Raw genomic sequence first — 13,340 nt, forward strand, 5'->3', positions numbered from 1 at the left:
ACTCCTGGTCTTTCGCGACATCCGGCTTCTTCCCGCCCCGCATGTGCGCGGGACGGTAACCGGTGTCAATCGCTATATTCCGGCCCGTATGGGCCTGCTCAAGCAAACTTCGGTGCTGGCACGAGGTCACTCGTGCCAGGTTACTCCGTCACGTTCGGCGAGGGCGATCGCGGCGGACGGCCCCCAGCTTCCGGCAGTGTAAGTCTTGGGCTCCTGCGCCTGTTCCTCCCAGCCGGAGCGGATCGCGTCGATCCATTCCCATTGGGCTTCCACTTCGTCGCGGCGCACGAACAGGGTCTGGTCGCCTTCGATGAGGTCGAGCAGCAGGCGTTCGTAGGCGATGCGGCGCTGGTGGTCGGCGAAGGCGTCGGGGCGGGTGATCGCCAGCGGCACCGAGCGCAGGCCGTAGCCGTCGCGGTCCAGCCCGGGCACCTTGGCCATGAGCGAGAGGGTGATGTTCTCTTCCGGCTGGATGCCGATGACGAGGCGGTTGGGCACCGTCTTCGCGCCGCGACCGTGGAAGATCGAGTGCGGCACGTCGCGGAACTGCACGACGATCTCGGTCGTGCGCTTGGGCAGGCGCTTGCCGGTGCGCATGTAGAAGGGCACGCCCTGCCAGCGCCAGTTGTCGATGAAGCCCTTGATCGCGACGAAGGTTTCGGTGTTCGAATCCTTGCCGAGTTCTTCATCATAGCCGGGCACGGCCTTGCCGGTGATCGCGCCTGCGCGGTACTGGCCGGTGACGGTTTCCTCGGGCTTCACCTTGCGCAGCGAGTGAAGGACCTTGACCTTCTCGTTGCGGATCGAGGTGGCATTGTACGAAACCGGCGGCTCCATCGCCACGAGCGCGAGCAACTGGAGCATGTGGTTCTGCACCATGTCGCGCAGGGCGCCGCTGTCGTCGTAATAGGCGACGCGCGATTCGAGGCCCACGGTCTCGGCCACGGTGATCTGCACGTGGTCGATGTGCGCGGCGTTCCACAGCGGCTCGAACATCAGGTTGGCGAAGCGCAGCGCCAGGATGTTCTGCACCGTCTCCTTGCCGAGATAGTGGTCGATCCGGAAGATCCGGTCCTCGGGGAAGGCGCTGGCCACCGCGTCATTGATGACCTTGCTCGATGCGAGGTCCACCCCGAGCGGCTTTTCGAGCCCGATGCGCACGTTGCCGCTGGCAAGGCCGCTCTTCTCCAGACCGTGGATGGTCGGTTCGAACAGGCTGGGCGCAGTGGACAGGAAGATCGAAAGGCCCTGCTTCGGGGTGCCCACCTTCTCGGCCAGCGCGTGAAAGCTGTCGATGTCATTGGCGTCGAGCGGCTGGTAGCTCAGTCGGTTGAGGAACTGCGCCAGGCTGCCTCGGCGACCGGCGGGCAGGAACTGCTCCAGCGATTCGCGCGCGAAGTTGCGGAAGCCCTGGTCGTCCATGTCCGACCGGGCCGTGCCGATGATTTCGATGTCAGGACCCAGCAGGCCTTCCGCGTCGAGCGCGCAAAGCGAGGGGAGGAGCATCCTGCGTGAAAGATCGCCCGTGGCGCCGAAGAGGAGCAGGCGATCGGAAGTGAATTGCGTCACGGTACCCTTTCCACCGGACGACCGCGCTCCTCCTCGCAGCCGTTGATGATTGTTCTCAAGGCTGCACGGCGTCATGTCCACTTGTGGGCGGACCGCCATGCGGTTGCGCCATAACAAAGGCCGCCGCCGAGCGCTAGGGCGCTGAAGGCATGCAAGCACGTTTTCCAAACTCGCCGAGGGGCGAATGGACACGGAAATGTCATTTCCGGCGTTGGTGAATACGAATGTTGCAACAATAGTGTCTTGGAACCATGTCACGCGCGGATTTGAATCTTCGGTGCACACCCACCGCGACCTCAGGAGCATTACAGGCATGAGCATCGAGGGCGTCCACCTCCTCGAACATCTCCAGACCCCCGCGATGATGATCGTGCGGGGGCAGGTGCGCTTCGCCAACAGCGCGGCGAAGGCACTGCTGGGCGCCCATATCGTCGGGCAGGACGTGCGCATCGCCATTCGCGAGCCGCGCGCGGTCGCCGCGATTCTCAGCGACGAGGGCGGTTCGGCGCGGGTCAAGGGGCTGTCCACCGGCGGGTCGGTGTGGGAAGTCGACTGCAAGGTCGTCGGCCTCTACGAGCGGCTGGTCAGTCTCTATGACTTGTCGGAGCGGGTCAGCGTGGCCAAGTCCCACGCCGATTTCGTCGCCAATGCCAGCCACGAACTGCGTACCCCGCTCGCCAACGTCATCGGTTATTGCGAGACGCTGATGAACCCCAAGGCGGGCGGCGACGAGGGGCTGCGCAACCGGTTCCTCGGCACCATCCGCCACGAGGCGCAGCGGATGCAGGCGCTGATTTCGGACCTCATGTCGCTTTCGCGGATCGAGGCGGTGAAGCACGAGGCGCCTTCTGACACCGTCGATGTCGTCGCACTGGCGCATGAAGTGGCGGGCGAATTCAAGGGCACGATGGAAGTCCATGTCCGGGCCAACCAATCCGAAGCGGTCATCGCGGGCGATCGCGGCCAGCTTTCGCAGGTCCTGCGCAATCTCATCGACAATGCGCGCAAGTATGCGAAGCCCGAAGGCCCCGTGGAAGTGTCCGTGGAGGCCGCCAGCACCGGCTGGGTGCTCGTCACCGTGCGCGACGAGGGCGAGGGCATCGGCCCCGAACACCTGCCGCGCGTGACCGAGCGCTTCTACCGCGCCGATACCAGTCGCAGCCGCGCGGTGGGCGGAACCGGGCTGGGCCTGTCGATCGTCAAGCATATCGTCGAGCGCCACCGCGGCCGCTTCGACATCGAGAGCCGGCAGGGCATCGGCACCACCGCCTCGCTGATGCTGCCGCTCAAGGGAGAGTAAGATACGGCCGAGGGAGCTTCGACAAGCTCAGGATGAGCGGAGGCAGGGTAAACTTCCCAATTCCGCTCAGGCTGAGCTTGTCGAAGCCCCCTCGGCGCACAGCGTCACCCAGTCTCAGAAATCAAGCTCGAAGCGCGTGCCCACCACGTTGGCATCGTAGCTGCGCTCGCCCGAGGGCAGCGCCGCCGCTCCGTTATAGCGCATCAGCGCGTAATTGACGTTGAAGCGCAGGTACTGGATCGGCGACCACACCAGTGCGGCGATATAGCCGTTCTGCGTGCCGCCGCGAATGTCGCGGTCGTTGAGGTCCAGCCAGTCGTAGCGCAGCGCCACCTGGATCGAGCCGGGGCCGTCCTTGTCGAGCGGATGGGCAGGCGCGTTGGTCGTGAAGATGCCGCCCTTGTACCCGCGCGAATCGCCCTCGGTGAGGAAATAGCCGACTTCGCCGTAGGCCCCCTGGAAGCCCACGGTTGGCAGGCCCACGCGGTCGGCGGCGAGGTGGTAGTATTCCGCCGCGCCCCACCAGCGGCCGGAGATCGCCGCCATTTCCGCGCCGTACATCGTCTCGTCCTCGACATTCATCGCGGGCGTGCCGATCAGGCGGGTGTTGGTGCCGTGGGCATAGGGACGCTGCCGATAGCGGGTGCTTGCCTCGGCGAGACGCCCGAGCCGGCGCCAGTGCGCCGAGCCTGCCAGATGCAGCTGGATCTCGCCCAGCCTGGGCGCGAACACCAGCCGTCCATCGACCGAATAGCCGTTGTTCTCGTCCCCGCCGTTGACCCCGTCGCTGGAATTGGCGAGCGAACTCGGATCGTCGGTGAACACGCCCAACTGCGCGATCCACGGACCCTTGCCGTACTGCATGCCAAGGCCGAGGCGGCGCTCGAAGTTGAAGGCGTCGGTGAAGGCAGCCCGCTCCATGACGCTGCCCGAGGTGTCGCCGGTCAGTTCGTCGAGCGACCAGAACGCATTCTGGTTGCCAATCTGCACCTGCCACGGCCCGTTCCTGTACGTGATGAAGGTATCGACGAGGTCCACCGCGTTGTCGGAAAGCTCGAACTCCAGTTTGTACGAGAGATTGCGGGCCAGCGATCCCTCGCCGCCAAGCCTCAGGCGGCGCATCTCGCTGGAGAAACCCAGTCCCCGGTCGTCGAGTCCCCCGGGGACGGAAACGAATCCGGCATCGGCCTGGATGCGGCCCTTGACCTTGAAGGCCTTGCCGCCTTGCGTGAATTGCGGACTGCCCTTCCATGCGATTGCGGTTTCGTCGTCGGACTTCACAATCGGATCGGTCGTGGCGGCGAGAATGGGCGCCGAGGTGTTGGTCTGCCGTGTGGCGGGGTCCGTTGCTGCGGTCTGCACGTCCGGTGTCGAACCAAGTCGGCGTTCCAGGGCTTCGAGCCGAGCGCGAAGAGCCCGGACCTCGGCACGCAGCGCTTCGGCGTCCTCCCCGTTCGCGGGGTGTGCAAAGGCAGGCACGGCCATGGTTGTCATGACGAGGGCCATGGCGGTTCCGGCAGCAAATGTGCGCATCGGCGTCGGTTTCTCTCGCAAGGAATCGGGTGTCTTGCAGGTGGCCAGTATGTCCTCAAAATGACGGTTAAATGACATTTCCGAGACAGCTTCTCGCATTCCGCCGGCGGATGGGGCCGTTTTTGCGGGCGTTACGGAAGGTTTCGGTGCGAGAACGTTGCAAAATAATGACAGGTGCTTGCGTCTTCGACCGATGCGCGCCCTGATGCGTCAGGGCGATTCGAAGGCGGCAAAGCGCTTTCATCGACGTGCTTGCCATCGGTTGCGCTCACTCGTAGACCCCGTTCAAGCGCATGTATCTGCAAGGTCGGGCAAAACCCGTCCGGGCATGGCGGGGAAACGGCCGCCTGGGCACCGTTGGGACGGGCAATTTTATCAGGCCGCGCAACGATGTCATCTTTTTGTCATGGAAGTGTCATTGAAGCCCAATAGGGGCGTCCCAGGATAGAAGCCCAAGGGGTTTATCAATGCGTACGACCAAGACTTTCATTTTCGCCGCCGTCTCGCTTGCCGCTCTCAGTGCTTGCGGTGGTTCGGGTGGTTCCTCGGCCGGTTCGCGCGATTTCGTGCGCGCCGTCGGTTCCTCGACCGTCTACCCGTTCGCCACTGCGGTTGCGGAAGGCTACGCCAAGGCTGCTGGCGTGAAGTCGCCGGTCATCGAATCGACCGGCACGGGCGCGGGCATGAAGCTGTTCTGCGCCGGCGTCGGCGCCCAGCACCCCGACATCGAGGACGCCTCGCGCCGGATGAAGAAGTCCGAGTACGAGGAATGCCAGAAGAACGGCGTCAAGGAGATCGTCGAGATCCAAGTGGGCATCGACGGTATCGCCTTCGCCGAATCGAAGAGCGGCCCCGGCTTCCAGCTGACCCCGACCGACATCTACAAGGCGCTGGCGGCCAACCCCTTCGGCAAGCCCAACACCGCGAAGACCTGGAAGGACGTCAATCCGTCGCTCCCCGCCGAGCCGATCCTCGTCTACGGCCCGCCCTCGACCTCCGGCACGCGTGACGCGCTCAAGGAACTGATCCTCGAGGCCGGTTGCAAGACCGATGCCGCCACCAAGGCGCTCAAGGACAGCGACAAGAACAAGTACGAGGCAGTCTGTCACGACATTCGCGAGGATGGCCCTTATGTGGACGCCGGCGAGAACGACAACCTGATCGTCCAGAAAATCTCGCAGAACCCCAAGGCCGTCGGCATCTTCGGCTACTCGTTCCTCGAAGAGAACCCGGACAGCCTGAAGGGTATCCCGATGTCGGGCGTGACGCCGACTTACGCGACGATCTCGGACTATTCCTACCCTGGTGCGCGTCCGCTCTACATCTACGTGAAGAAGCAGCACCTCGCGCCGATCAAGAGCCTGCAGGGCTACGTCGCCGAGTGGGTGAAGTCGTGGGGCCCCGATGGCCTGGCCCAGAAGAAGGGCATGGTCATTTCGCCGGACGACGTGCGCAAGAAAAGCGCCGACATCGTCGCGAACATGACCCCGCTCGACCCTGCCGAGCTGAAGTAAGCACTTGAGGAAAGGGCCGGGCGGCCAGACATGATACTCACCGGAGTTCTCCTGGCCGTCCTCGGCCTCGGCCTTGTCGGCTGGTTCGCCGCGCGCGGCCGGGCGCGGCTGCTCTATACCGGCCGGGGATCGATGCACTCGATGCCCGCCTATCACGGCTGGCATCTGGCGCTGTGGATCGTCGTCCCGGCGCTGGTCGCCTGGCTGGTATGGCAGGCGGTGATGCCCGGCCTCGTCCAAGGCGCGGTCTTCGCCACCCCCGCCGCGCATGGCCTGCCGACCGACCCGTTCCAGCTGGGCGCCATCGTCGCCGAGGCGCAGACCATCGCCTCCGATCCCAATGCCGTCGCCTTCAACCCGGAGGCGCAGGCGCTGGTCGAGCCGTTCCGGCAGGCGCAAGTGAAGTTCGGCCTGATCGGCGCGGTGATCGTGCTGATCGTCGCCTTTGCGGGCGGCGCCTTCGGCTTCACGCGCATCCGCCCGGATTTCAAGGCGCGCACCCACGTCGAGCGGCTGGTGCTGGGCGTGCTGCTGGCGGCTTCGCTGCTGGCGATCCTGACAACCTTCGGCATCGTCGCCTCGCTCGTGTTCGAGGCGGGCATGTTCTTCAAGGACGTGTCGCCGATCGCCTTCCTCACCGGCACCCACTGGTCGCCGGCGAGCACGATGGGCGACAACATCAACAACAACTTCGGCGCGGTGCCGCTGTTCTGGGGCACGATCTACATCGGCGCGATCATCGCCATGGTCGTCGCGATCCCGCTCGGCCTGATGAGCGCCATCTATCTGACCCAGTACGCCACGCGCGACGTGCGCAAGTGGGTGAAGCCGATGCTGGAGATTCTGGCGGGCATTCCCACCGTGGTCTACGGCTACTTCGCGGCGCTGACCGTCGCCCCGCTGATCCGCGACTTCGCCGCCTCGATCGGCATGCAGAACCCCTCCACCGAAAGCGCGCTGGCCGCAGGTCTGGTGATGGGCGTGATGATCATCCCCTTCGTCTCCTCGATGGCCGACGACGCGCTGGCCGCGGTGCCCCGCGCGATGAGCGACGGTTCGCTGGCCCTTGGCGCCACCCGCTCGGAGACGATCAAGAAGGTGCTGCTGCCCGCCGCGCTGCCCGGCATCGTCGCGGGCGTGATGCTGGCGATCAGCCGCGCCATCGGCGAGACGATGATCGTCGTCATGGCCGCCGGTGCCGCCGCCAACCTTTCGGCGAACCCGTTCGCCTCGATGACCACGGTGACCTACCAGATCGTCCAGATGCTGACCGGCGACCAGGAGTTCAACAGCCCCAAGACGCTGTCGGCCTTCGCGCTCGGCCTGGTGCTGTTCATCGTCACCCTCATCCTCAACATCGTCGCCCTGCGCGTCGTGAAGCGGTTCCGCGAAGCCTATGAGTAAGTCAGACTGGAATTCGCCCGAGGCGGTCCGCCGCCTCGCGAAGCGCCACGCCGCGGAGAAGCGGTTCAAGGTGATCGGCCTCGGCGCGATTGTCCTGAGCCTCGGTTTCCTGGCGCTGCTGCTCGTCATCATGCTAAAGAACGGCCTCGGCGGTCTCGACTGGGATTTCCTTTCGGGCTCGGACTCCACCGATGCCAGCGCGGCTGGCGTGTGGGGGGCGGCCAAGGGCTCGCTGCTCACCATGATGGTGACGCTGCTGCTCAGCTTCCCGATGGGCGTGCTCGCCGCGATCTATCTGGAAGAGTTCGCGCCCAAGAAGAAGTGGATCGAGTGGGTGGAGGTGTCGATCAACAACCTCGCCGCCGTGCCTTCGATCATCTTCGGCCTGCTGGGTCTGGCGGTGTTCATCAACACCTTCCAGATGCCGCGTTCGTCGCCGCTGGTCGGCGGTCTGACGCTGGCGCTGATGACCATGCCGGTCATCGTCATCTCGGGCCGTAACGCGATCAAGGCGGTCCCGCCCTCGATCCGCGAGGCCGCCTACGGCATCGGTGCGAGCAAGGTGCAGACGACGTTCCACCACGTCCTGCCGCTCGCGCTGCCGGGCATCCTGACCGGCACCATCATCGGCATGGCCCGCGCGCTGGGTGAAACCGCGCCGCTGCTGATGATCGGCATGCGCGCCTTCGTCGTCACCCCGCCCGACAGCCTGACCGCCCCGTCGAGCGTGCTGCCGATGCAGATTTTCCTGTGGTCCGACGAAATCGACAAGGCTTTCGTCCAGAACACTTCCGCCGCCATCATCGTGCTGCTGGTCTTCCTGCTCGCCATGAACGGCATCGCCATTTACCTTCGAAACAAATTCGAAGTCCGCTGGTAGAACCATGACCGAAGCCAAGATCACCGCCCGCAACGTCGACGTCTTCTACGGACAGAAGAAGGCGATCAACGACGTCTCGATCGACATCGACAACGGGATCGTCACTGCCTTCATCGGCCCCTCGGGCTGCGGCAAGTCGACGTTCCTGCGCACCCTCAACCGCATGAACGACACGATCGCCGGCGCCCGCGTCGACGGCCAGATCCTGCTGGACGGCGAGGACATCTATGCGTCCACCATGGACTCGGTCGCCCTGCGCGCCCGCGTCGGCATGGTGTTCCAGAAGCCGAACCCGTTCCCCAAGTCGATTTACGAGAACATCGCCTACGGCCCGCGCATCCACGGCCTCGCCAGCGCGAAGTCGGACATGGACCGCATCGTCGAGAACGCGCTGACCAAGGCGGGCCTCTGGGAAGAGGTCAAGGATCGCCTGACCGACGCCGGCACCGCGCTGTCGGGTGGCCAGCAGCAGCGCCTGTGCATCGCGCGCGCCATCGCCGTCAGCCCCGAAGTCATCCTCATGGACGAGCCGTGTTCCGCGCTCGACCCGATCGCCACCGCGCGCATCGAGGAACTGATCGACGAGCTGAAGGAGAGCTTCGCCATCGTCATCGTCACCCACTCGATGCAGCAGGCCGCGCGCGTGTCGCAGCGCACCGCCTTCTTCCACCTCGGCAGCATGGTGGAATACGGCGAGACCGACCAGATCTTCACCAATCCGCGCGAAACGCGCACCAAGGACTACATCACCGGCCGCTACGGCTGAGTGTTGGCATAAGCAGGGACACGCCATGGTAGACCATACCGTCAAGGCCTTCGACTCCGAGATCGGGCAGCTTCGCGGCCTCGTCGCCGAGATGGGCGGGCTCGCCGAAGTCGCCATCCGCGACGCCATCACCGCGCTCGTCCATCATGACGAGGAACTCGCCGCACAAGTCGTCGCCGCCGACGCCAAGCTGGATGCGCTGGAGGCCGAGGTGGACCGCCTCGCCGTGCGTACCATCGCGCTGCGTGCTCCCATGGCCGACGATCTGCGCGACGTCATCGCCGCGCTCAAGATCTCGGGCGTGATCGAGCGCATCGGCGACTATGCCAAGAATATCGCCAAGCGCGTCAATGCGCTGGAAGGCCGCACCAAGATCGACCCGGTAACGCTGGTCCCGGCCATGGCCGAGATCGCCGAGTCCATGGTGCGCGATGTATTGAACGCCTACGGCTCGCGCGATGCGCAGCTGGCGGTGGAGGTCATCAAGCGCGACCAGAAGCTGGACCAGTTCTACAACACGCTGTTCCGCTCGCTGCTGACGCACATGATGGAGAACCCCGCGACGATCACCAGCGCCGCGCAGCTTCTCTTCATCGCCCGCAACCTGGAGCGCATCGGCGACCATGCCACCAACGTGGCGGAGATGGTCTATTACGCCGCGACCGGCGAGTACTGCACGGAGCGTGACTCTTTGACGGATGATACCAGCTCGGGAATGCTGTCGTGAGCGCGGCCTCGATCCTCGTCGTCGAAGACGACGTCGCCCTCAGCGAACTGCTGACCTGGAACCTCTCGGCCGAAGGCTACGACGTGCGTTCCACGCCCGACGGTGAGGAAGCCCTCGTCATGGTGCGCGAGCAGACGCCCGATGCCATCGTGCTCGACTGGATGATCGAGCAGGTGCCCGGCATCGAGGTTTGCCGCCAGCTGCGCAAGGACAAGGAAACCGCCTCGGTCCCGATCATCATGCTCACCGCGCGCGGCGAGGAAGAGGACATGATCCGCGGCCTCAAGACCGGCGCTGACGACTATGTCACCAAGCCGTTCTCCCCGCGCGAACTGATGGCCCGCATCGAAGCGCTGCTGCGCCGCGCGCGGCCGTCGCTGGCGGGCAGCGTGCTGTCGTGGGGGGATATCGAACTCGACGCCACCAGCCACCGCGTGCGTCGCGGCGGCGAGGCGCTGCATCTGGGTCCGACCGAGTTCCGCCTGCTGCGCTATTTCATGGAACGTCCGAACCGCGTGGTCTCGCGCCAGCAGATCCTCGACGGCGTCTGGGGCATGGACTCGGATATCGACGAGCGCACGGTGGACGTTCACATCCGCCGCCTGCGCAAGGCGATCAACCGCGACGGCGAGACGGATCCGATCCGCACCGTGCGCGCGGCGGGCTATGCGATGGACGTGGCGTAAGGCCTGGGCTGAAGGGGCTTCGACAAGCTCAGCCTGAGCGGAATTGGGAGACTTACTCTACCTCCCGCTCACCCTGAGCTTGTCGAAGGGTCAGGCGCAGCCTGTCGAAGCCCCATCGGCATCAACCGACGCAATCATAAAGGGGCCGCCTTGCCGCGGCCCCTTTTGCGTTTCAGCCCAGCAGGCCCGCCGTCTGTGCGAGCAGCCACAGGCCGATCACCAGGAACAGCAGCGCCGCCACCGTACGCACGACGTTCAGCGGCACCTTCTTGATGAGGGCATTGCCGAGGAACACCGCCGGCACGTTGGCGATCATCATGCCGATGGTGGTGCCCATCATCACCGGCACCACGCTCTGGAAGCGGGCACCCAGCGCGATCGTGGCGATCTGGGTCTTGTCGCCCATCTCGACCAGGAAGAAGGCGATGGCGGTCGCCAGGAAGGGGCCAAAGCGGCTGGGCTTGGCTTCCTCGTCTTCGTCGAACTTGTCGGGGATCAGCGTCCAGCCAGCCATCAGGATGAAGCTGGCGGCGACGAGGTAGCGGAACCACTGCCCGTCGAGGAAGGCGGCCGCCTGCTCGCCCACGAGGGCGGCGAGGAAGTGGTTGGCGATCGTCGCCACGAAGATGCCCGCCACGATCGGCCAGGGCCGCTTGAAGCGCGTGGCGAGGACGATGGCGAGAAGCTGGGTCTTGTCGCCGATCTCGGCGAGGGCGACCACAGCGGTCGATGTGAGCAGGGCTTCCAAGGTCATGGTACTCCGGGCCGGGCGGAAACGAAACGCAACGACGCATTCGGAATCCGCCCGGCCGAGCGAAACCGCATGCGTCATTGGTCTCGCCCGGACGTTTGGAAACGTCCTCCTGCGCGCCATGGCCTCTCGACCAAGTGTGTTGACGGCAGGTCCCGCAAAATGCGCGGGCGGCTACTCCCCAGATGACGGACCCGCGCTTACCGATGTTCTGCCGTTTTGGGAAGCGCAAAAAGAAAGGCCCGGTCGCTGGGCGACCGGGCCATGAGGTTGCCGTCGGGAGGGCAGGTGCCTCCCCGGAAAAGACGGCTTAGAAAGTGATCGATGCCGAGAGCGAGAACATCCGGCCCACGTCGTAAGTGTTGTAGTTCACCCGCCCATCGTCGAACTGCTGGTATTCGAAGTGGCCGCGACCGGTAAGGTTGCGCCCTTCGGCCTTCAGTTCGATCTGCTTGTCGCCGATCATGATGCCCTGGCGGATCACCACGTCGATGGTGAAGCCGGGATACTCGAAGATGTCGGGCTGGTTCGAATTGGCAAGGCCGCGGCTGACCGCACGCTTGCTCGCGTAGTTGAGCAGGATCGTCTGCTGCGACAGGTTCTGCGTATCCTCAAGGCCGATCTGGACGTTGGCGATGTGCTCCGACTGGCCGGTCAGCGGCGCGCCGTCGCGGAAATAGTCGCTCGCCAGCGAGGCGCCGGTGCCCGCGCCGTAGACGCGTACCGTGTCACTGGCACCGACCTTCAGCTTCGACTTGGTGTAGGTGTAGTTGCCGATCAGGACGAGGCGGCGATCCGTGAAGAACTTGCCCATGCCATCGAGATACACGTACTTCTGCACTTCGGCCTCGGCACCGTAGAGGTCGGCCTTGGGGGCGTTGGCATACGAGGTGATGAACGCCTCAGGCCCGGTCAGGAACGATTCGATCGGTTTGTCGATCCGCTTCCAGAAGGCGCCGAACGCGAAACGCTGCTCCGGTGCGAAGTACCATTCGGCGCGGCCCTCCACGTTGGTCAGCTTGCTGTCGGTGAGGAACGGGTTGCCCTGGTAGGAGCGGTTGGTGTCCGGATCGAAGTACGGTTGATACAGCAGCTCGCGGAACTGCGGGCGCGCGATCGTCTTCGAGGCGTTCAGGCGAACCTGCATGCCGGGCTGGACTTCCCAGGTCAGCGTGCCGCCGGGCAGGAAGTATTCGTTCTTCAGCGCGGTCGGCTGGCTGGCGGTGCCACCGATCGGACGCAGGATGGTGGTTTCCTTTGCCCATTCCCAGCGCACGCCCGCATCGAACGACAGGGTATCGGTGAGCTGGCCGTCGATCTTGCCGTAATAGGCGTGGTTGAGCAGGCGCGAATCGAAGTTCGCCACGCTGGCTCCCGGCTCGCGCAGCTGCAGGCTGTAATCGACGCCGTTGTTGCCGAGGGCCCACATGCCCGGCTGGAGCAGGTAGTCGAGACGCAGCGTGCCGAAGCCGGAGATCAACTCGGGATCCCCGCTCGCAAAGATCGCGAACGAACGGCGCGAATTGGTGCGTGCGTTGAGCTGGTAGGCATAGCCGACCGTACCGGTCCATCCATCGAAGAAACGGTGCGAGACGTCGAGGCCCGCCGACCACACGTTCTCGTTCAGGCGCGAGAACGTGACGTTGGTGGGATCCTGGTTGCCGTTGCCGAGGCGGTTGACGAACATGTCGCCATAAGGATCTGCCGCCGCATTGGTGCGAAGGTACTGGGCCTCGATTTCGAAGGGCGCGAGGCGCTTCGAATTGGCATAACCCACACGCACGTCGATCGAGGTCTTGTCGTCCGGCTTGAACTCGCCGACCAGCTGCGTGTCGATGAGTTGGCGTTCATACCACGCGGTCGTCTGGTCCATGTAGTCGGCGGTGCGGTTGTTGTTGCGCTTGCCGATGCTCAGGCTGGAATGCTTGTCGGTGTCGTGGATATAGACGTTGGTCCAGCGGATCTGGTTCTCGTCCCATTCCAGGCCGACGGTGACGAGCGCGTTGGCGACGATGCGGTTGTCCGTGTTGACCGCATTGCCGTCTTCCCAGAGCTGTTCCGGGTTGGCGGTGGTGCCCTGCGCGCGCTGGCGCAGGATCGCCTTGGTCTGGGTCGAGTTGGAGTAACCGCCGGTGGCGATGACGCCCAATGTCGCGCCGCCCAGGTCGAACGACGTGCCGGCCGAAAGGCTCGCCGAGAAGTTCGGCTGG

At 64.8% G+C, this 13,340-nt stretch carries 11 protein-coding genes and 1 riboswitch; of the genes, 7 read left to right on the top strand and 4 right to left on the bottom strand.

The window, feature by feature from the left end:
• Window positions 1-126: 126 nt before the first annotated feature.
• Window positions 127-1,569: a glucose-6-phosphate dehydrogenase gene (zwf, locus tag LH128_RS03930; RefSeq protein WP_008828285.1), complete on the bottom strand. Its 1,443-nt coding sequence runs from the start codon at window positions 1,567-1,569 to the stop codon at window positions 127-129.
• 313 nt (window positions 1,570-1,882) lie between these two features.
• Here zwf and LH128_RS03935 point away from each other — a divergent pair, with 313 nt between their 5' ends.
• A complete protein-coding gene (locus LH128_RS03935; protein ID WP_008828286.1) occupies window positions 1,883-2,869 on the top strand; it encodes a sensor histidine kinase in 987 nt (328 codons plus the stop codon).
• 114 nt (window positions 2,870-2,983) lie between these two features.
• Here the strand turns inward: LH128_RS03935 and LH128_RS03940 are convergent, their stop codons facing one another.
• Window positions 2,984-4,402, bottom strand: coding sequence for an OprO/OprP family phosphate-selective porin (locus LH128_RS03940; RefSeq protein WP_008828287.1), 1,419 nt, complete (start codon window positions 4,400-4,402; stop codon window positions 2,984-2,986).
• A gap of 467 nt (window positions 4,403-4,869) precedes the next feature.
• Here LH128_RS03940 and LH128_RS03945 point away from each other — a divergent pair, with 467 nt between their 5' ends.
• Genes LH128_RS03945 through phoB form a run of 6 tightly spaced genes read left to right on the top strand, consistent with a single transcriptional unit; the run spans window position 4,870 to window position 10,379 of the window.
• A complete protein-coding gene (locus LH128_RS03945) occupies window positions 4,870-5,916 on the top strand; it encodes a substrate-binding domain-containing protein (RefSeq protein ID WP_008828288.1) in 1,047 nt (348 codons plus the stop codon).
• Window positions 5,917-5,946: 30 nt separating this feature from the next.
• Entirely contained in the window at window positions 5,947-7,320 is a 1,374-nt protein-coding gene (gene pstC / locus LH128_RS03950; RefSeq protein WP_008828289.1) for a phosphate ABC transporter permease subunit PstC, read from the top strand.
• Complete coding sequence (gene pstA / locus LH128_RS03955) at window positions 7,313-8,200, top strand: phosphate ABC transporter permease PstA (RefSeq protein ID WP_008828290.1); 888 nt, start codon at window positions 7,313-7,315, stop codon at window positions 8,198-8,200. Before pstC ends, pstA begins: the two co-directional genes overlap by 8 nt.
• Before the next feature lie 4 nt (window positions 8,201-8,204).
• Window positions 8,205-8,966 (top strand): phosphate ABC transporter ATP-binding protein PstB, encoded by a 762-nt coding sequence (gene pstB, locus LH128_RS03960; protein WP_008828291.1) that lies wholly within the window; start codon window positions 8,205-8,207, stop codon window positions 8,964-8,966.
• Window positions 8,967-8,991: 25 nt separating this feature from the next.
• Window positions 8,992-9,693, top strand: coding sequence for a phosphate signaling complex protein PhoU (gene phoU / locus LH128_RS03965; RefSeq protein WP_008828292.1), 702 nt, complete (start codon window positions 8,992-8,994; stop codon window positions 9,691-9,693).
• A complete protein-coding gene (gene phoB / locus LH128_RS03970) occupies window positions 9,690-10,379 on the top strand; it encodes a phosphate regulon transcriptional regulator PhoB (protein ID WP_008828293.1) in 690 nt (229 codons plus the stop codon). Before phoU ends, phoB begins: the two co-directional genes overlap by 4 nt.
• 172 nt (window positions 10,380-10,551) lie before the next feature.
• On the opposite strand, the gene LH128_RS03975 is transcribed toward phoB, so the two are convergent.
• Together LH128_RS03975 and LH128_RS03980 are read right to left on the bottom strand one after the other, a co-directional pair.
• On the bottom strand, window positions 10,552-11,127 hold the full coding sequence (locus LH128_RS03975; protein WP_036526437.1) for a TMEM165/GDT1 family protein: 576 nt from the start codon (window positions 11,125-11,127) through the stop codon (window positions 10,552-10,554).
• A gap of 6 nt (window positions 11,128-11,133) precedes the next feature.
• Window positions 11,134-11,333: riboswitch (yybP-ykoY riboswitch) on the bottom strand.
• Window positions 11,334-11,440: 107 nt separating this feature from the next.
• Window positions 11,441-13,340: TonB-dependent receptor plug domain-containing protein (locus LH128_RS03980; RefSeq protein WP_008828295.1), on the bottom strand; the 1,900-nt coding region annotated here is incomplete at its 5' end.

The sequence above is a fragment of the Sphingomonas sp. LH128 genome (assembly GCF_000293195.2).
GTDB classification, from domain to species: domain Bacteria; phylum Pseudomonadota; class Alphaproteobacteria; order Sphingomonadales; family Sphingomonadaceae; genus Novosphingobium; species Novosphingobium resinovorum_A.

Bases quoted from the DNA above. Each gene is read 5' to 3' on its own strand.
- LH128_RS03935 (WP_008828286.1), top strand. From the start codon at position 1,883: ATGAGCATCGAGGGCGTCCACCTCCTCGAACATCTCCAGACCCCCGCG.
- LH128_RS03940 (WP_008828287.1), bottom strand. From the start codon at position 4,402: ATGCGCACATTTGCTGCCGGAACCGCCATGGCCCTCGTCATGACAACC.
- LH128_RS03945 (WP_008828288.1), top strand. From the start codon at position 4,870: ATGCGTACGACCAAGACTTTCATTTTCGCCGCCGTCTCGCTTGCCGCT.
- pstC (WP_008828289.1), top strand. From the start codon at position 5,947: ATGATACTCACCGGAGTTCTCCTGGCCGTCCTCGGCCTCGGCCTTGTC.
- pstA (WP_008828290.1), top strand. From the start codon at position 7,313: ATGAGTAAGTCAGACTGGAATTCGCCCGAGGCGGTCCGCCGCCTCGCG.
- pstB (WP_008828291.1), top strand. From the start codon at position 8,205: ATGACCGAAGCCAAGATCACCGCCCGCAACGTCGACGTCTTCTACGGA.
- phoU (WP_008828292.1), top strand. From the start codon at position 8,992: ATGGTAGACCATACCGTCAAGGCCTTCGACTCCGAGATCGGGCAGCTT.